Source organism: Pasteurella testudinis DSM 23072, from assembly GCF_900176075.1.
Taxonomy (GTDB): domain Bacteria; phylum Pseudomonadota; class Gammaproteobacteria; order Enterobacterales; family Pasteurellaceae; genus Chelonobacter; species Chelonobacter testudinis.
Window position 1 is genome coordinate 39,810 of record NZ_FWWV01000001.1, and the last position, 19,372, is coordinate 59,181.

Here is a 19,372-nt window from a genome sequence, read left to right on the forward strand (position 1 = left end):
ATTAACAACAGAAGAATATTATGGATGCTATTATTATTTCCCTTATTATTGCATTTGGTGGATTTGTACAAGGCGTTACGGGGTTTGGATTGGCACTGGTTTCAGTTCCATTACTATCTCTATTTATAGATGTGAAACTAGCAATACCAATAGCCGGAATTTTTGGTTGGTTCGTGACTTTTCCTATTGTGTATAAAATGAGGTACTATGTTAACTGGAAAGCCGGCCTAATTTTGTTTATTGGTTCTCTACCCGGTTCGTATCTTGGCGCGGATCTTTTGAAACACCTTCCGGCAAATATAATTTTAATTGCGATGGGGATAATTTTGCTTGTTTCGAGCATATATTCTTTTACGGCAAAAAATACATTATTTAAATCTGAATCAAAGCCTGTTTCCCTTGGCGTCGGATTTTTCTCTGGCGCATTAGGAGCGAGCGTAGGCGAGCCTGGCCCTCCTGTCATTGCTTATACATCGATGCTACCTTGGTCAAACCACGAAACAAAATCGACTTTAGTTTTTTTCTTTATGTTACAAATGATAGGTGCTATTTCCGGTTTTTGGTTGAAAGGATTATTAACGGAAAGTGTTTTTAAGCATGTTGGGCAAGCGATACCGGCATTTTTGATAGGCGTGTTTTTAGGTATGTTTTGTTACAATTTACTTAATAAGTATCATTTTAATTACCATAAAATTATCTACATTTTTCTAATTTTTATCGGTACTATTTTGATTATAAAAAATGTTTAGATGATTAAAATCAAATAATTTTTAGCGATGGCCTGGTTTGGTTGTCAGACAGGAAGAATGGTGTGCGGGCGTGAAAACCGTTTAGAACTTCAATTGAATGAAAACAGGCTGGTTGTCAACTGATAAACAGCCTGTTTTTTGATTTTTTTATTATTCTTTTCGCTGTTTTTTTAACCAGATCAAAAAAATGCAAAAAAACGCATTTTGGATAAAAAATGTACTTCCCTAATTGACAAAAAGTGCGTATTATAGCCCCCCTTGTTCGATGATGGTTCTGTTACGATTCTGTTTATTATTGTTGTGGTGAATGCGTGCGCATTGGAAAATTTCAATTAAAAAATCGCGTATTGCTGGCACCGATGGCAGGAATAACCGATCAGCCGTTCAGACGACTTTGCGCCCGCTATCATGCCGGACTGAGTTATTCTGAAATGATGTCGGCGAATCGTGATGTGTGGCACACCGAGAAATCTCGCTTGCGTGTGGCGCATCATGCGGAAATCGGGATCAATGCGGTGCAAATTGCCGGCAGTGATCCGCTGGAAATGGCACAGGCCGCAGCATTGAATGTAGAGCACGGCGCACAGTTGATTGATATCAATATGGGCTGTCCGGCCAAAAAAGTGAATCGCAAAATGGCGGGTTCGGCATTATTGCAATATCCTGATTTGGTTGGAAAAATTCTGCAAGAAGTGGTGTCGGCGGTGAATGTTCCGGTAACATTGAAGATTCGGACGGGGTGGGACAAAGCCAATAGGAATTGTGTTGAAATCGCCGAAATAGCGGAACAATCCGGTATTCAGGCGTTGACCGTACACGGCAGAACCCGCAGTTGTTTATACGAGGGTGAAGCGGAATACGAACATATTCGTGCGGTCAAGCAACAGGTTTCTATTCCGGTGATTGCAAACGGTGATATTACTTCACCGCAAAAAGCGAAACAGGTTCTGGATTACACCGGAGCGGATGCCGTGATGATCGGACGGGGTTCTCTCGGCCGACCGTGGCTGTTTCGACAGATTGAGGCTTTTTTGCAGTCGGGCGAGCTGTTGGCTGAGCCTGATTTGACGGAAAGGTGTCAGGTGGCGCTTGAGCATATTCAAGGCTTGCACGATTTTTACGGCGAGCAGAAAGGCTATCGGGTTGCCCGTAAACATGTAAGTTGGTATTTGGATAACATCAAACCAGATTCTGCTTTTAAACGTACTTTCAATACGATTACTGATCCGCAGCGACAGTTGGCCGAATTGAAAGAGTTTCTTGACTCAATCCAATAGGGGATTGGGGTGATTTTTTAGTTAAATGGAACACATAACAATGTTAGAACAACGTAGCACTTCAGACGCATTAACCGTTTCGACTTTAAATGCGCAATCTCAACTTACCAATAAACCATTAAGAGATTCCGTTAAACAAGCGTTGAAAAACTATTTGGCTCAATTGAACGGGCAAGATGTGAATGATCTTTATGAGTTGGTATTATCCGAAGTTGAGCATCCGATGCTGGACATGGTGATGCAGTACACCCGCGGCAACCAAACCCGCGCAGCCAACATGCTGGGGATTAACCGTGGTACGTTACGCAAAAAACTGAAAAAATACGGTATGGGTTGATTTTCGATTCGAAATCAGGTTATCAAAAGCGGCTGTCGGAGCAATTCGGTGGCCGTTTTGTTTTATTTATTCCAAACAAACCGAATGGCTTTATAAAGCATTTGGTTATTGCTAAAATTCTTTTTTATTTCAGAATAATAATCAGGATTAATGATGTTTAAAAAAGTGGTGTTATCTGCTGCGGTAATGTTGCTTGCCGCTTGCGCGCAGGATACTGAGCAGCAAGCTTTTCCGGCAGAATTTGCCAATGCGGATTATGTTTTGTCTGACAACGCGGCAAAACAGTGGGTAATTGCCAGTCACCAAGCGGAACAATGCGTCTATCCTAATTTAACGCGCATTCAGCAGGAACATTTTTCCAAAGAAGATGCCTATATCCATTCCCAGTATGTCTTTTTTTATCCGCTGGAAAAGATCATCGGCGGCGAATATTTGAAAATGATTCAGGAAGATGAAAAATCAATGGGCTATGCGCAATATCAATATAAAAAATTTAAGCAGCTGAGTGCCGAGCCGTTGGCTGGTGCGGAATGTGAAAATTTAAGACGTCAAGCCCGTGATGATCTTTCGGTGGTAAAAGGCCAATATAAGAGCGGTATGGTAGAAGAAGCGGGGGCGACTGGCGGCAGTAATGATGCGGTTGCAACCAATGATAATAAATTTTTCTTCGATATTATCAAGTGGGGAGCCGCATTATTGCTCTAAGCGAACCGGTTTTTCGGGCTTATCGATATAGTCTCATATGATTAACCCACCTGGATAGGTGGGTTTTTTTATCGGTAAGGATTATTTATCCTGGCATCCGCAGCCGGCCGCTTTTTTCTCGAAACGGGCGTTGGCTTCGTCCCAGTTGACCACGTTCCAGAACGCTTTGATGTAGTCCGGACGGCGGTTTTGGTATTTTAAGTAGTAGGCATGTTCCCACACGTCCAAGCCGACAATCGGGTAGCCTTCGACACCGGCGATCTCTTTACCCATCAACGGCGAATCTTGGTTGGCAGTGGAAACAACGGACAGTTTGCCGTCATTTAACACCAGCCATGCCCAACCGGATCCGAAACGGGTTGCCGCCGCTTTTTCAAATTCGGCTTGGAAGGCTTCCACCGAGCCGAAATCACGCACGATTGCCTCTTTTAATGCGCCTTGCAAGGTTGTGCCTAGCTTCAAGCCTTTCCAGAACAAGGAATGGTTGGCGTGGCCGCCGGCGTTGTTGCGCAGTGCGGTACGTTTGTCGGCAGGAATTTTATCCAAGTTGGAAATCAGTTCGCCCGGACATTTGTCTTGCCATTCAGGCAGGGTTTCCAACACTGCGTTGGCATTGTTGACATATGCCTGATGGTGCTTTGAGTGGTGGATTTCCATGGTTTGTTTGTCAAAGTGCGGTTCTAACGCGTCGTAAGCATAAGGTAATTCAGGTAGAGTATAAGCCATTTTCGTTTCCTCATTGGTTGAATAAAAAAGAGCTACATAAAAGTGCTTCTGTAGGGAAGAAGCGGATTGAATTTTCGTAACCATTTTCGTAACCGTAGTGTAGCAAAAAAATTGATCGAGATCATTAAATGTTTCTTTTTTGTTAGAAAAGGGCACTAAAACAAAACGGGCGGAATGGTGATATTCCGCCCGTTTACTTCTTATTGCCATCGATTTAAGCGGCGCTAAACCGCACTTTTATTCGGTGTCTTTCGAAGCGTTGACCGCCGCCACAGCCACCATGTTGATGATACGGCGCACGGAGGCGACCGGTGTCAAAATATGTGCGGATTGGCGCAAGCCCATTAACATCGGCCCGACGGTAATCGCGGTGGTGGCAGAGCGCAGCAGGTTGTAGCCGATACGCGCCGCTTCCATATTCGGCATCACCAGCAGGTTGGCAGAGCCTTTCAACGGGCTGTCCGGCATGATGTTTTGGCGCAGTTTTTCCGATAGCGCAATGTCGGCGTGCATTTCGCCGTCGATGATCAATTCCGGATCGCGTTGCTGCACCAACTGTAAGACTTTGCGCATTTTAACCGCACTTGGGTGATCGCTTGCGCCGTAGTTGGAGTGGGAAATCAATGCCACTTTCGGTTCGATCCCGAAACGACGAACTTCTTCCGCCGCCATCAAGGTGATTTCCGCCAGTGATTCGGCGTCCGGATCTTGGTTGACAAACGCATCGGTGACGAACACGTTACCGGTCGGCATCACCAATCCGTTGACCGTAGCCGCTGTTTTTACGCCCTCTTTCAAGCCGATCACATTATGGATCGATTTAAGGTGATCGGCATAAGATCCGACCAAGCCGCAGATCATGCCGTCCGCTTCGCCCAAGTGCACCAACATGGCGGCGATAGTGGTCGAGTTGACGCGAATTTCTTGTTTTGCCAGCGCCGGTGTGATCCCGCGACGTTTCATAATGTCGTAATAACCTTTCCAACAGGTTTCGTAGCGCTCGTCCTTTTCGATATTGATAATCTCAAAATCCGTGCCTTCTTCCAGTTGTAAGCCAAGTTGCTTGATGCGCTGTGTGATCACGTCCGGACGGCCGATCAGAATTGGTAATGCCACTTCCAGAGTCGCAATTTCCTGTACCGCATGTAATACTCGTGGTTCTTCGCCGTCGGAGATGATGATCCGTTTTTTGTCTAAACGGGCTTGGGCGAAAATCGGCTTCATGAACAGATTGGTTTTGTATACAAACTGGGTCAGTTTTTCAACATAAACATCGAAATCGTTAATCGGGCGCAGGGCGACACCGGAATCCATCGCGGCTTTGGCAACTGCCGGTGCGATTTTGATAATCAAACGCGGATCGAACGGCTTCGGAATCAAATATTCAGGGCCGAATGCCAATTCCTGATCGCCATAGGCGGAAGAGACGACTTCGCTCTGTTCGGCGTGGGCTAATTCGGCGATTGCGTGCACTGCCGCCAGCTTCATCTCTTCGTTAATGGTGGTCGCGCCCACGTCCAATGCCCCGCGGAAAATAAACGGGAAGCACAACACATTATTCACCTGATTCGGGAAGTCGGAACGGCCGGTGCAGACGATCGCATCAGGGCGCACCGCTTTGGCGTCCGGCGGCAGAATTTCAGGATCGGGATTTGCCAACGCCAGAATAATCGGGCTCGGCCCCATGCTTTTCACCATTTCTTGGGTCAACGCGCCGGCAGCAGAGCAGCCTAAGAAAATATGCGCATTCGGAATCGCTTCCGCCAAACTACGGGCGCCGTTGTCTTCGATAGCATAGAATTTTTTGGTTTCGTCCATGCGCTCGGCATCTTCACGCTGTTTGTAGATCACGCCTTTGGAGTCGCACACGGTGATATTGTCTTTTTCCATGCCCAGTGCGCGCAGCAGGTTCAAACAGGCAATCGCCGAAGCGCCGGCGCCGGAAACGACCAGTTTGACGTTTTTAATATCTTTGTTCACCACGCGTAAACCGTTCATTACCGCCGCAGCACAGATAATTGCCGTGCCGTGTTGGTCATCGTGGAAAACCGGAATTTGCATACGTTCACGCAGTTTTTGCTCGATATAGAAACATTCCGGCGCTTTAATGTCCTCCAGATTGATGCCGCCGAAGGTCGGTTCCAGCGAGGCGATAATTTCCACCAGTTTGTCCGGATCTCTTTCGTCGATTTCGATATCAAACACATCGACGCCGGCGAATTTTTTAAACAGCACGCCTTTGCCTTCCATCACCGGTTTGCCGGCCAGTGCGCCGATATTGCCCAAACCGAGCACCGCCGTACCGTTGGAGATCACCCCGACCAAATTGCCGCGAGCGGTATATTTGTAGGCGGCGAGCGGATCTTGTTGAATTTCCAAACACGGAATGGCAACGCCCGGCGAATAGGCGAGCGCCAGATCACGTTGGGTGGCGAGGGATTTTGTCGGGGTTACTTCAATTTTTCCCGGAACCGGAAATTCATGAAAATCAAGAGCGGCTTGGCGAAGTGATTTATCCATTATGGCTATCCTTATACAAGAGGTTGTTAAAAAAGTGAGAGAAATTATACGCTTTATTTTTACAAAATTGAAAACTCTTCCGGCAGTATGTGATATGGAACACATATTTTTACCGGATAAATTTATTCGCACTAAACTGTATCTTTAGCACTAAACAGGTACAATATGGACAATTCGAGAATTAAGATAAGGTTTATAGTATGCGGTTAGATAAATTTTTAGCCGAGCAAACGGGCTTGACCCGTTCTCAAGTCACCAAAGTGCTGCGTAGCGGCGTGGTGGAACACAACGGCAGCGTGGTTAAATCGGGCGCATTGAAAATTGCGCCGACCGATCAGATTGTTTTTGACGGCGAACCGCTCTTTTGGCTGTCGGCCGGACAATATTTGATGTTGCACAAACCGCAAGGTTATATCTGCTCCCACGATGACGGCGAATATCCGACGGTGTACCAATTTTTTGATTATCCGTTAAGAAACAAGCTGCATTGTGTCGGGCGTTTGGACGTAGACACCACCGGTTTGGTGCTGCTGACCGATGACGGGCAGTGGTCGCACCGTATCACTTCGCCTAAATTTCAGTGCGAAAAGACCTATTTGGTGACGTTAGCCGATCCGATCGAAAACCATTATCAAAGTGCGGTCGAACAGGGCATTTTGTTGCGTGGCGAAAAAGCGGCGACCAAGCCGGCTAAATTGGAAATCCTCGATGATTACAATTTGAATTTAACCATCAGCGAGGGGCGTTATCATCAGGTGAAGCGCATGTTTGCCGCGTTGGGCAATAAAGTGGTGGAGCTGCACCGTTGGCGAATCGGTAGTGTGGTTTTGAACGATGATCTGCAAGAGGGCGAATACCGTGCGTTAAGCCCGATCGAAATCGACGATTTTAACTAATCGTGGTAGCAAACAGTGTGAAAAATGGAATAAATTATGCCGCAAACAGAAAAAATCAGACAAATTAAGAAAAGCCCGATTTTCGTGCTTATTTTAGGTATTTTGGCGATGTTGCCGCCGTTGGCGATTGATATGTATCTGCCGTCGTTTTTGGATATCGCCCGCGATTTGAACGTCAATTCCGAACGGGTGCAGAACACGTTGGCGTTGTTCACGCTCGGTTTTGCCGCCGGACAACTGCTGTGGGGGCCGGTGGCGGACAGTTTCGGGCGTAAACCGGCGATTGCGATCGGCACGCTGGTGTTTGCCGTGACCGCACTTTTTCTGACCCAAGTGAATGATATTCAGGATTTCCTGCTGCTGCGCTTTGTGCAAGGCTTTTTCGGCGCTGCGCCGGCGGTGGTGTTGGGCGCATTGCTGCGTGATCTGTTCTCGAAAAACTATTTTTCCAAAATGATGTCGATGATCATGCTGGTATCAATGATTGCACCGTTGCTGGCGCCGTTTATCGGCGGTTATTTGGCTAAGTTTTTCCACTGGCATTCGATTTTCTATGTGTTGGCGTTTTTCGGCATTTTAAGCTGCATCTTGGTTTTCTGGAAAATCCCTGAGTCCCACCCTGTCGAAAAACGCGTGCCTTTCAGTTTGAAAATAGTGCTGCGCAATTTTGCTTCGCTGATTCGGGTCAAAGCGGTGGTCGGTTATGTGTTGGCAGGGGCGTTTTCTTTTGCCGGCATGTTCTCTTTTCTTACCTCCGGATCGATTGTTTACATTGATATTTACGGTGTCGCGCCGGAGAATTTCGGCTTTTTCTTTATCATGAATATGACGGTGATGATTCTGTTCACCTCGATTAACGGCAAAATGGTGGTCAAAGTCGGTGCAGAAAAAATGCTGCGCTTCGGGCTGAGTATTCAATTTTTAGCCGGTTGCTGGCTGCTGTTGGTGGCGGTTTTTGATTTGGGCTTTTGGCCGATGGCATTAGGCATTTCCGCTTTTGTCGGCATGTTGTCCACCATCGGTTCCAATGCAATGGCATCAATTTTGGATCGCTTTCCGCAAGTCGCCGGTACGGCTAATTCGCTGGCGGGCACAATCCGTTTCGGCACGGGGGCAATGGTCGGATTTTTAATCGCCTTAGTGCCGTTGACCAGTGCGGCGCCGATGCTGCTGTCGATGTTTTTCTGCACGTTGTTGTCCGTGTTAAGTTACTACTTTTTAACCTATCGCAACTGACAAGCATAGCGGTTATGAAGCTGACGATTAAAGATATTGCCCGTTTGAGCGGCGTGGGAAAATCGACCGTATCCCGCGTGTTGAATAACGAACCGAACGTAAGCGAAGCCACTAAAGCGCAGGTGCTGGCGGTGGTGGCGGAACACAATTTCCAGCCGTCACGCAGTGCCAGAGCCATGCGCGGCATTGAAAATCGGGTGATCGGCATTATCGTCACCCGTTTGGATTCGCCGTCGGAAAATCGGGTGCTGCGCGGCATTTTGAATGCCTTACGGCAGGACGGCAGCGAACATTTTATTGCCGAAAGCCGCTTCGAGCCTAAAATGGTGAAAGAACACCTGCAATTTTTCGCCCAACGCCAAGTGGACGGCATTATTGTGTTCGGCTTCAGTGCCCTGAAACAGGAACTGTTGCTGCCGTACCGTAACAAATTGGTGGCGGTGGCGCAAAACTACGCCGAATTGTCATCGGTTTACTACGACGATTACGGCTCAATCCGCTTGTTGATGGAGCGCCTATATCAGCAGGGCAAACGCCGTATCGGCTATCTTGGGGTGGAATCAAGCGACCGCACCACCGGTTTGCTGCGCCACCAAGCCTATCTGAATTTCTGCACTGAAAAGCAGCTTACACCGCACTTTGCCTTAGGCACGCTGGATTATTACCACGCCTACCAACTGGCGGCAGATGTGATCCGTGCCGATACCGATGCGCTGGTTTGCGCCACCGACAGCATTGCAATCGGTGTCAACAAATATCTGGCGGAGCAGCAGCGCAGCGATATTCAAGTCTGCGGCGTCGGCAACAACGACCTGCTGAAATTCCTCTTTCCGCAAACCCTCAGTATCGAATTCGGCTTTTATCGTGCCGGAGAGCGTGCTTTTAAACAATTATTGCGTTTATTAAATACGCCGGAAAAGATTGAGCATTTTTGCGTGGATTGCCATTTTCCCGAAGAGCAAAAAAACGGATAAAAATATCGCATTGAGGACGGGAAAACCTGCTATTGATAACGCGAATTTTCCCTCGAATCGAGTGGCAAAGCTACTCAATCACGCTGAACCGATTGCGGTGTAGCCGCTGTCGGCTCAAATAGACGGAGGGCGGAAAATCCGCCCTCGATGACGAGGTATCAGCCCCTATTCGACATAAGGATCAAAAATGGTCGCTTTGCGGGTCGCCATTTCTTCATAAAGCCCCCATTTGCGGTTAGCCACTTTTTGCGCACGAACGGCGATGTCGGCGGCTTCCTGCGGGTGCAGCCGTTGCAGCATTTGGAAACGGGTTTCGTGGCTGCGGTACTCTTCTAACGGTACACTCGGGCGCAGGCTGTCGAGCGAGAACGGAATTTCGCCGACCTCTTTCAGCGCCGGATTGTAGCGGAACAGCGGCCAGTGTCCGGATTTGACCGCTCTTTGTTGCTGCTGCAAACCCTCTTCCATTTGAATGCCGTGCGCAATGCAATGGCTATAGGCAATGATGAGCGACGGGCCCGGATAGGCTTCGGCTTCGCGCATGGCGAGCAACGCCTGTTGCGGATCGGCGCCGAAGGCAATCCGTGCCACATAAACATTGTTATAGGTGATCGCTTGCATGGCGATGTCTTTTTTACTGGCTTGCTTGCCGGAGGCGGCAAATTTGGCGACCGCACCCAACGGAGTCGATTTTGACATCTGTCCGCCGGTGTTGGAGTAAACTTCGGTGTCCATCACCAAAATATTGACATCAGTACCACTTGCCAACACATGATCCAAACCGCTGTAGCCGATATCATAAGCCCAGCCGTCGCCGCCGACGATCCAGATTGAACGGCGGATCAGGTGATCGGCGATCGATTTTAAATTCAACGCACTGTCACTGCCGATCTGCGTCAACCGCTCTTTTAATTGCGCCACCCGCTTGATTTGCGCTTGAATCTGCGATTCGGTTTTTTGCTCGCTGTGCAGCAGTTTTTCGACCAATTCGGCATCAAGTTGCGCCGCGTGTTGCTGCAACTGCTCCCGTGCCAATTCGTGATGTTTGATCTCCGCCAGTCGGAAACCGAAACCGAATTCGGCATTGTCTTCAAACAGCGAATTTGACCACGCCGGACCGCGCCCTTCGGCGTTTTTGCTCCACGGGGTGGTCGGTAAATTGCCGCCGTAGATTGAGGAGCAGCCGGTGGCGTTGGCCACCATTAAACGATCGCCGAACAGACGTGATAGCAAGCTGAGATACGGCGTTTCGCCGCAACCGCTGCATGCACCGCTGAACTCAAAGAGCGGTTGCAGAAACTGAACGCCGCGCACATTAGAGAAATCGATTCTGGCACGGTCGTTATACGGAATGGTTTCAAAGAAGTCGAGGCTTTGTTTTTCCTGTGCCAAATACGGCGTTTTTTCGTGCATATTAATCGCTTTATGGCTCGGGTTTTCCAAATCGCTCATCGGGCAGGCGTCAACGCAGAGCGAGCAGCCGGTGCAATCTTCCGGATAGAGCTGAATGGTGTAACGGGTATCGGGAAAACCGCGCGCGGTCGTCATTGCGGAACGGAATCCCGCCGGCGCATTATCCAGCAGATCTTTGTGGTAAAACTTGGCGCGAATCGCACTGTGCGGACAGACAAAACTGCAATTGCCGCACTGAATGCACAGTTCTTGATCCCAAATCGGGATATTTTGCGCAATGTTGCGTTTTTCCCATTGGGTGGTGGCAGAGGGATAAGTGCCGTCCGCCGGCAGCATGGAGACCGGAATCAAATCGCCTTTGCCCGCCATCATTTGCGCGGTGACTTGGCGCACAAACTGCGGCGCTTTGTCGGACACCGCTTGATACGCCTGCTCAAGTGCGGTCACTTGCGACGGGATTTTCACCGGATAGAGATGGGTCAGGGTGTGATCCACGGCGGCGAAGTTCTTTTTCACCACCTCCGGCCCTTTGCGTTGGTAGGTTTTTTCAATCGCTTTTTTGATTTTCGCGATCGCTTTGTCTTTCGGCATCACGTTGGACAGCGCAAAGAAACAGGTCTGCATAATGGTATTGATTCGTTTGCCCATGGCGGTATCTTTCGCCACTTTATAGGCATCGATCACATACAGCGCAATATTTTTATCGATAATCTGCCGCTGTACCGCACTTGGCAGCTTGTCCCAAATGGTATCGGCATCATATTGGCTGTTCAGCAGGAACGTGGCGTTTTGTGCGGCGTTCCCCAACATATCGGTGGTTTGCAAAAAGGTTTCCTGATGACAGGCGATAAAATTGGCGGACTGAATCAGATACGGGCTGTCGATCGGATTCGGGCCGAAACGCAAATGGGAAATGGTTTGTGAGCCGGATTTTTTCGAATCGTAGACAAAGTAGCCTTGTGCAAAATAATCCGGGTCGTCGCCGATGATTTTAATGGTATTTTTATTGGCGCCGACAGTGCCGTCCGCGCCCAGTCCGTAAAACATGGCGCGCACCGTATCTTGGCTTTCGATATCATAGTTCGCATCGATGTCCAGACTGGTTTGGCTGAGATCGTCGTTGATACCGACGGTAAAATGTTGCTTCGGCTTGCTTTGCTTCAATTCATCAAAGATCGCTTTCACCATCGCCGGCGTAAATTCCTTACTGGAAAGCCCGTAGCGACCAGCGATCACTTTTGGTAATCCGTCGAGCTGATCCTGATTTTCGATAAGTGCGGTCAGAATGTCCTGATAGAGCGGTTCGCCGTTCGAGCCGGGCTCTTTGGTGCGATCGAGCACGGCGATCCGTTGAACGCTGCGCGGCAATTCCGCCAAAAGGTGCTCGGCGCTTAACGGACGGTATAACCGCACTTGGATTGCGCCCAGCTTTTCGCCTTTGGCATTTAAATCGCGGATCGTTTCTTTAATAGTTTCAATGCCGGATCCCATCGCGATAATCACCGACTGCGCCGTCGGATCGCCGTAATATTCGATGATTTTATAGTGCCGTCCGGTCAGTTCCGCCAGCTGTCGCATTTTTTCCGCCACGATTTGCGGCGTGTTTTGGTAGTACGGATTCACCGATTCGCGCGCCTGAAAATAGACATCGGGATTTTGCGCCGTGCCGCGGATAAACGGATTATCCGGACTCAGTCCGCGCGCGCGGTGCGCTCTGACCAAGTCGTCCGGAATCATCGCTTTCACGCTTTGATCGTCAATCAGCGTGATTTTATTCACTTCGTGAGAGGTGCGGAAGCCGTCAAAAAAGTGGATAAACGGAATGCGGGCGGACAGGGTGGCGGCATGGGCAACCAGCGCCATGTCGTGGCTCTCTTGCACCGAAGACGCCGCCAGCATGGCAAAGCCGGTGGTGCGCGCCGCCATGACATCTTGATGATCGCCGAAAATGGACAGCCCCTGCGCCGCCAAAGAGCGGGCGGCGACATGGAACACGGCGGAGGTCAGTTCGCCGGCGATTTTATACATATTGGGCAGCATTAACATCAAGCCTTGCGAGGCGGTGAAGGTGGTGGTTAGTGCGCCGCTTTGCAGGGCGCCGTGCACCGCACCGGCCGCACCCGCTTCGCTTTGCATTTCCGCTACTAACGGAATGTTGCCCCAGATATTTTTTTGTTGTTCCGAAATCCACAAATCGACCAATTCCGCCATGGTTGAGGAGGGGGTGATCGGATAAATCGCGCAGACTTCGCTGACACGGTAGGCAATGGAAGCGGTGGCTTCGCTGCCGTCACAGGTAATCATTTGAGTATTCAATGCGTTCATAATCTTCTCCTAACTGGCAACCGCCACCATTTCCAAAGCATGACAAGGACATTGCAGATAACAGGCTTCGCAGCCGGTACATTTGGCGTAATCCACCTGATAGCCTTTCCCTTTGCCGAGACGGATAATCGCATCTTGCGGGCAGGCGCCGAAACAGCCGTTGCATTCGAAACAGTTGCCGCAGGAATAGCAGCGTTGCGCTTCATACACCGCCTCCTGTTCGCTCAAGCCGCCCAGCACTTCATCAAAGGTTTTGGCTCGCAAATGCGCCGCCATTTCCGGCTGTTCGCTTTGCTCGGCATCGGTTTTATACCAAAGGTGCAGACGGTTATATTGAATCAGCGGATGTTTGCCGGCTTTTTGGTAAGTGCGGTTATTCAGATAGGCGTCAATGTGATAGGCGGCTTTTTTGCCGTGCCCGACCGCAATGGTGACGGTGCGATCGGACGGCACCATATCGCCGCCGGCAAACAAACCGGCATAGCCGGTCATCATGTTTTCATTGACCATCACCGTGCCGTCGGCTTTGTAGTCCACACTCGGAATGCCTTGCGTCAGCCGGCTGTCGATATTTTGCCCCAACGCCAAAATTAACGAGTCGGCTTCCAGATAGTCATATTCGCCGCTTGGCTGCGGACGTCCTTTTTCGTCGAGCAGCATTTTTTCCAGTTTAAAACGGCAACCGTCGATCTCATTGATGGTGCGCAGCCAGTGGAAATCGATGCCTTCGGCAATGGCCTCGGCGCATTCGAAATCGTGTGCCGGCATATGTTCCCGATCACGGCGGTAAATCACCATGACGTCTGATCCCAAGCGTTTGGCGGTGCGGGCGGCGTCCATTGCGGTGTTGCCGCCGCCGTAAACCGCCACCCGTTTGCCCAGTGTCGGCGCTTGTCCCATGCCGATGTCGCGCAGATAGCTGACCGCATCGGTCACGCGCGACGGATCGTCGTTCGGAATATCGGCGCCCCGCCCGATATGCGCGCCGACCGCCAAAAAGACCGCATCAAAATTGCCTTCCAGTTTGGCTTGCAAAATGGTATCGACTTTACTGTTGAGCACGATTTTCACACCCATTTCTTCAATCCGTTTGATCTCCGCTTCCAAAATGTGGCGCGGCAAACGGTAGGCAGGAATGCCGAAGCGCATCATGCCGCCGGCAAGCGGAGCGGAATCACGCACTTCCACCTCATGTCCTTTCAGACGCAGATGATAGGCGGCGGACAAACCGCTGGGGCCGGCGCCGACAATTAGCACTTTTTTACCGCTGGCAGGATTGCGGATCTCAACCGGCCAATGCTGTTCGATCGCCAAATCGCCCAAAAAACGCTCGACGGCGTGGATACTGACCGCCTCATCAACATAAGTGCGGTTGCATGAGGTTTCGCAAGGGTGATAGCAAACCCGTCCGTGAATCGCCGGCAGCGGATTATTGCGCATTAACTCTTGCCATGCCGCTTGATATTGTTTTTCCTGTGCCAGCGAGAGCCATTGTTGGATATTGCTGCCGGTCGGGCAGGCGTGATTGCAGGGCGGAAGCGAATTGGTGTACACCGGCACTTTGACTTGCACCGGCCCGGATCCTTTCTTCGCGGTGAGATCCGGTGGAAATGTCATATCGGCTTTTGCGTCTTTCATGGCAATGTCCTTTTTGTTTGTGTGCAAACAACGGACTGCATTCGCCCGAAAAAGGCGAATCTCGTTATCATGTAGAGTCGTTTTGGGGTAAAAGTATTATTCGTTACTCGTGAGAGTAAGATTACAATACCTTATTTTTATTAAGGATATGCGTTTATCTTCGGTTTCTGCGAGAGAGATCAATTTTTAGTCGGACGAGGCGGTGAAAAATGAGAGGTCGCCCAAAATCCGGCAAGATTTCGGGCGTTAAAAAAAGGCTTAATAGCGGGTTTTATCCTGTTCGGTAATCGGGCGGATCACGCGGCAAGGCACGCCGCCTGCGATCACATTATCCGGAATATCCCGATTCACTACGCTGCCGGCGGCAATCACCACATTATTACCAATGGTCACGCCAGGCATGACTTTGACACCGCCGCCGAACCAAACATTGTCGCCGACGGTAATCGGGTAGGCATATTCCAAGCCTTGATTGCGGCGCTCGCTGTCCAGCGGATGACCGGCGGTGTAGAAACCGCAATCGGGGGCGATAAACACGTTATCGCCAAAAGTGACTTTCGCACCGTCCAAAATCACGCAATGATGGTTGGCAAAAAAGTTATCGCCGATCTCGATGTTATAACCGTAATCGCACCAAAACGGCGCAACCAGACAAAAATTCGCTTGTGTTTTGCCGAACAGTTGACGAATCAGAGTTTGCTGTTGTTCCACCGCCGACGGACGTAATTGATTGTAATCGTAGCACCGCTCTTTGCAGCGGAGCCGCTCTTGGATTAAATCTTCATCATTGTTGGCATCGTAAATCAGTCCGGCTAACATTTTTTGCTTTTCGCTCATGTCCGGCGTGGGTTGTTTGCTCATAGCGTTAAGTTTCCTTCACTAACGTTGTAAATAAGGCAACAGCTCGCGCAGGAAAACCTGATAACCTGCCAGCGTTAAATGCAGCCCTTCGCGGGTGTATGCCAGCGCCAGCTCGTTTTCATGATTCACAAAGTGCGGGTGCAGATCGATAAACACCACACCGCACTTTTCCGCCAGTGGACGTAAATGGTGATTCAACGCTATGATCCGCCGGTTATCGCTCAGGCTCAACATTACCTGATCGATTTTCGGATCTTGCGATTGGTTCACCGGCAACACGGAGGATAAATGCAGCTCGCAATCGGGCAGGTGGGTTTGCAGGTTGCGGATGATCTGCTCGACGCGTTGGCTGACCGCCAGCGGCGTATCATTGGGGTATTTCGCCAAGTCGTTGACTCCGATCAGTAAAAACAGTTTGCGCGGTTGCAGCGGATAAATGTGCTGCGCCAAGCGGTTCAGCACATCATAAGTATCGTTGCCGCTGATGCCGCGATTGTAGATCGTCAGCTCGGGCAGCATTTCATGAATCGGGAATTCTTCGGTAATGGAATCGCCCAACAACACGATTTGTCCGGGACGGGTAAATTCATGCAGGCTATTGTAACGTTCCACCATCATTTCTCTCCGTTGCGCACTGAAATTGATTAAAAATGCTTCGGCTTGTTGTTGTTTATTTTCTGCGATAAATTGCAAGATCTCTTTTAATGCCATCGGGATAACCTCAAAGGTTGTTGCAGGGAGTAAAAATGGTACGCCTGCACGTCGAAAAAGGCAATCGACAAGTGGAAAGTGCGGTTTTCCGCGTAAGTTAAGTTCTTGTTTTTCCGCTTTAATGCGATAAAACTCCACTTGATTATAAAAAAAGATAAAAATTAAGCATTAAATAATTAATTTAGGAATCCATATCACAAAAAAAATATTTATCTAACTCAAGCTGTTAAATTGTAAATTAATATATTTGTACACTTAACCTTGGCTTTACATGGAGTAAGTTTACTTATGAGAAGTGTACAACAACATACTTATTGGGTTCGTAAACAGCTGGATCGGTTACTTGATGACGTTACAACAAGCAGCCTGTTTTCCGGTTACGGATTTTACCAAAATAATCATCTGTTCGGTATTCAACAATACGGTATATTTTATCTGCGTGCGGAAGGGGATCTCGCCCGTTTGCTGGAAAAACAAGGGGCAGTGCCTTGTATTCCCAGCGATAATAACGCGCTGTCTTTATCCCGTTATTACCGTTTGCCGTGCGAGATCAGCAACAATGATACGTTGTACCGTGAATTTCTGTTACGCTCAATAGAGCAGGTCAAGCAGCAAAAAATTGATTTTCAACTCGCCAAGAAAACCCGCATCAAAGAATTGCCGAATCTCAGCATTAAGCACGAACGGTTATTAATAAAAATCAATATTATCAATGTCGCCCAACTGCGTCGGGCAGGTGCGGAAAAAGCGTATACAATTGCCAAAAAACACGGCTTTTCAATTAATTTGGATTTTTACTGGAATTTGGTCGCCGCACTCCAAAATATCCATGTTTCCCTGCTGCCGCCGGAGCAAAAAGCCAAGGCGTTGGAAAAGCTAAATCACTATTTGCGTAAGGCAGGATTACGCCCTGAAAAAGTAAAACAATAACGCTCGGTTAATTGTCAAGTAAGCCAAATACATACCGCACTTTTATCCCAAGATCACAAATCTCTTCCAATTTGTGATCTTGAACACTAGTCGGGAACGTTCCCATTGATAAGGAAATAAACAGGATTAAAATGCGTGCAGAATTTAAAAAACCCTCTGCAAGGATAAATATTATGGCAAAGAAGCTGGATGCGAAAAATGTGACGCGCTTGATTGAATTGGTCGGCGGTGGTTTGATTTTGGGCTTCCGCAATATGATCGGAGATGTAGAAAACGGTTTATGATTTCCTGTGGTTGTTGGGTGATGCGATCGCGGTGAAAGCAGTGATGAAACCGCACTTCGCACGGTGTCGACAAAAATGTTGGCGTTGGTGCTGAAAATTTTAGCGCAGAAATCCCGTGACAACAGCCGCACGCCGAAGCAGTGGAACAGCCAACCGCATGCCGGTTTCAGCAGCGGCGAGCCATGGATTGGAGTGGCGCAAAACTATCCGGAGATCAATGCCGAAAGTGCGGTCAACGATCGCGGCTCGGTATTCTATTGTTATAAAAAATTGATTGAATTGCGCAAATCGTTACCGTTACTGACCGACGGCAACTACCAAGATTTATTGCCCGAACACCCGTCGGTTTGGAGCTATCTGCGTGATAACGGCAAACAGAAACTATGGGTGCTGGCAAATTTGAGCGGCCAAACACAAACAATCGCACGCCCGACACAAACCGGCGGCGAATGGAAATCCCTGCTCAACAACTATCCGCAAGCGCTATTGCCGCAGGATAAAATAGAGTTGGCGCCTTATCAGGCGGTTTATCTATTGCAAGCATAATTGCTGCAAGTGCGGTTTTAGATTATTCGCGTTAACCTATTGTTTTGGGATAGGCTTGGAAGAAATATCGCCAATTAGCAAAAATAATACTTGCATAATAAAAACGGATTCAGTATTTTAAATGCAACCGATTTTTAAGGATATCAACATGAATTTGACTCGTACTGCAACTCACCACCACCATACCTGATTTTTCTTTCAGGCGTTTGGTGTTGCTTGGAAGATCAACCTCTTCCGAGTCAAGTACGATAAAGTAATAACGACCCCTCGGAAGGAAACTTTCGAGGGGTTTATTTTTTTAACCGTTTTAAAATTAAATAATTTAAGGATTGACTATGTTGGATAAAAAACGTTTACGCATTGCCATGCAAAAATCCGGTCGTTTGAGCAAAGAGTCGCAAGAGCTGCTGAAACAGTGTGGGGTGAAAATCAATTGGAATGAGCAGCGTTTGATAGCCTATTCGGAAAATATGCCGATTGATATTCTGCGCGTGCGTGACGACGATATTCCGGGCTTGGTGTTTGACGGCGTGGTCGATTTGGGGATTATCGGCGAAAACGTGCTGGAGGAAGAGGAGTTGGGGCGTTTGTCCGCCGGTGATGACGTGCAATATAAAATGCTGAAACGCCTCGAATTCGGCGGTTGCCGCCTTTCGTTGGCGATTCCGCGCGATATTGCTTACAACGGCGTGCAAGATTTGAAAGATGCCCGTATCGCCACCTCTTATCCAAACTTGTTAAAACGCTATATGCAGGAAGAGGGCGTGCCGTTTAAAAACTGTCTATTGACCGGTTCGGTCGAAGTGGCACCGACTGCCGGTTTAGCCACAGCGATCTGCGATTTGGTGTCGTCAGGGGCGACGCTTGAAGCCAACGGTTTGCGCGAAGTGGAAATTATTTATCAATCCAAAGCCTGTTTAATCCAGCGCGCCGCTGAGTTGAGCGATGAAAAACAAGCGCTGGTGGACAAACTGCTGACCCGTATCCAAGGGGTGCAGCAAGCCAGCGAAAGCAAATATATCATGCTGCATGCGCCGAAAGACAAACTCGATGAAATTACCGCACTTTTACCTGGCGTGGAACACCCGACCATTCTGCCATTGGCGCACGATGACGACAAAGTGGCAATGCATGTGGTCAGTCAGGAAAACCTGTTCTGGGAAACCATGGAAGAACTGAAAGCGGTTGGTGCCAGCTCGATTTTGGTGCTGCCGATTGAGAAAATGATGGGCTAAAACCGCACT

At 48.8% G+C, this 19,372-nt stretch carries 16 protein-coding genes and 1 other annotated feature; of the genes, 10 read left to right on the forward strand and 6 right to left on the reverse strand.

Annotation, left to right across the window (positions count from 1 at the left end; all coding sequences use genetic code 11):
- The first annotated feature begins 20 nt into the window (after positions 1-20).
- The 4 genes from B8880_RS00195 (at position 21) to B8880_RS00210 (ending at position 3,068) form a co-directional block, all read left to right on the forward strand.
- A complete protein-coding gene (locus B8880_RS00195) occupies positions 21-749 on the forward strand; it encodes a sulfite exporter TauE/SafE family protein (protein WP_084255150.1) in 729 nt (242 codons plus the stop codon).
- 311 nt (positions 750-1,060) lie between these two features.
- A complete protein-coding gene (gene dusB / locus B8880_RS00200; RefSeq protein WP_084255152.1) occupies positions 1,061-2,026 on the forward strand; it encodes a tRNA dihydrouridine synthase DusB in 966 nt (321 codons plus the stop codon).
- Positions 2,027-2,066: 40 nt separating this feature from the next.
- Positions 2,067-2,363: a DNA-binding transcriptional regulator Fis gene (gene fis / locus B8880_RS00205; protein WP_084255154.1), complete on the forward strand. Its 297-nt coding sequence runs from the start codon at positions 2,067-2,069 to the stop codon at positions 2,361-2,363.
- Between the two features lie 153 nt (positions 2,364-2,516).
- Positions 2,517-3,068: a DUF5358 domain-containing protein gene (locus B8880_RS00210; RefSeq protein WP_084255156.1), complete on the forward strand. Its 552-nt coding sequence runs from the start codon at positions 2,517-2,519 to the stop codon at positions 3,066-3,068.
- An 81-nt stretch (positions 3,069-3,149) separates the two neighbouring features.
- Here B8880_RS00210 and sodA read toward each other — a convergent pair whose 3' ends face one another.
- Together sodA and B8880_RS00220 are read right to left on the reverse strand one after the other, a co-directional pair.
- Positions 3,150-3,794 (reverse strand): superoxide dismutase [Mn], encoded by a 645-nt coding sequence (gene sodA / locus B8880_RS00215; RefSeq protein ID WP_084255158.1) that lies wholly within the window; start codon positions 3,792-3,794, stop codon positions 3,150-3,152.
- Positions 3,795-4,031: 237 nt separating this feature from the next.
- A complete protein-coding gene (locus B8880_RS00220) occupies positions 4,032-6,314 on the reverse strand; it encodes an NADP-dependent malic enzyme (protein WP_084255160.1) in 2,283 nt (760 codons plus the stop codon).
- Between the two features lie 200 nt (positions 6,315-6,514).
- Between B8880_RS00220 and rsuA the strand changes: the two genes are divergently transcribed.
- The 3 genes from rsuA to treR are packed head-to-tail and all read left to right on the forward strand — an operon-like array spanning position 6,515 to position 9,420.
- Positions 6,515-7,210 carry a 16S rRNA pseudouridine(516) synthase RsuA gene (gene rsuA / locus B8880_RS00225; RefSeq protein WP_084255162.1) on the forward strand — a complete coding sequence of 232 codons (696 nt, stop codon included), beginning with the start codon at positions 6,515-6,517 and terminating at the stop codon, positions 7,208-7,210.
- Between the two features lie 36 nt (positions 7,211-7,246).
- Positions 7,247-8,446, forward strand: coding sequence for a Bcr/CflA family multidrug efflux MFS transporter (locus B8880_RS00230; RefSeq protein WP_084255164.1), 1,200 nt, complete (start codon positions 7,247-7,249; stop codon positions 8,444-8,446).
- 14 nt (positions 8,447-8,460) lie between these two features.
- Positions 8,461-9,420: a trehalose operon repressor TreR gene (gene treR / locus B8880_RS00235; RefSeq protein WP_084255166.1), complete on the forward strand. Its 960-nt coding sequence runs from the start codon at positions 8,461-8,463 to the stop codon at positions 9,418-9,420.
- Between the two features lie 165 nt (positions 9,421-9,585).
- On the opposite strand, the gene nifJ is transcribed toward treR, so the two are convergent.
- The 4 genes from nifJ to B8880_RS00255 form a co-directional block, all read right to left on the reverse strand.
- Entirely contained in the window at positions 9,586-13,158 is a 3,573-nt protein-coding gene (gene nifJ / locus B8880_RS00240; RefSeq protein WP_084255168.1) for a pyruvate:ferredoxin (flavodoxin) oxidoreductase, read from the reverse strand.
- A gap of 9 nt (positions 13,159-13,167) precedes the next feature.
- Positions 13,168-14,823 (reverse strand): NAD(P)-binding protein, encoded by a 1,656-nt coding sequence (locus tag B8880_RS00245; RefSeq protein ID WP_260337792.1) that lies wholly within the window; start codon positions 14,821-14,823, stop codon positions 13,168-13,170.
- A 231-nt stretch (positions 14,824-15,054) separates the two neighbouring features.
- A complete protein-coding gene (locus B8880_RS00250) occupies positions 15,055-15,657 on the reverse strand; it encodes a sugar O-acetyltransferase (protein WP_244165577.1) in 603 nt (200 codons plus the stop codon).
- Between the two features lie 18 nt (positions 15,658-15,675).
- Positions 15,676-16,368: a GDSL-type esterase/lipase family protein gene (locus B8880_RS00255; RefSeq protein ID WP_084255172.1), complete on the reverse strand. Its 693-nt coding sequence runs from the start codon at positions 16,366-16,368 to the stop codon at positions 15,676-15,678.
- A 288-nt stretch (positions 16,369-16,656) separates the two neighbouring features.
- On the opposite strand from B8880_RS00255, the gene B8880_RS00260 reads away from it, so the two are divergent.
- The 3 genes from B8880_RS00260 (at position 16,657) to hisG (ending at position 19,363) form a co-directional block, all read left to right on the forward strand.
- On the forward strand, positions 16,657-17,298 hold the full coding sequence (locus B8880_RS00260) for a TfoX/Sxy family DNA transformation protein (protein WP_084255174.1): 642 nt from the start codon (positions 16,657-16,659) through the stop codon (positions 17,296-17,298).
- A gap of 347 nt (positions 17,299-17,645) precedes the next feature.
- Positions 17,646-18,128, forward strand: a complete 483-nt coding sequence (locus B8880_RS00265; RefSeq protein ID WP_244165578.1) for an alpha-amylase family glycosyl hydrolase — start codon at positions 17,646-17,648, stop codon at positions 18,126-18,128.
- A gap of 171 nt (positions 18,129-18,299) precedes the next feature.
- Positions 18,300-18,425 (forward strand) — a sequence feature (His leader region).
- A gap of 38 nt (positions 18,426-18,463) precedes the next feature.
- Positions 18,464-19,363: an ATP phosphoribosyltransferase gene (hisG, locus tag B8880_RS00270; protein ID WP_084255177.1), complete on the forward strand. Its 900-nt coding sequence runs from the start codon at positions 18,464-18,466 to the stop codon at positions 19,361-19,363.
- Positions 19,364-19,372 lie beyond the last annotated feature (9 nt).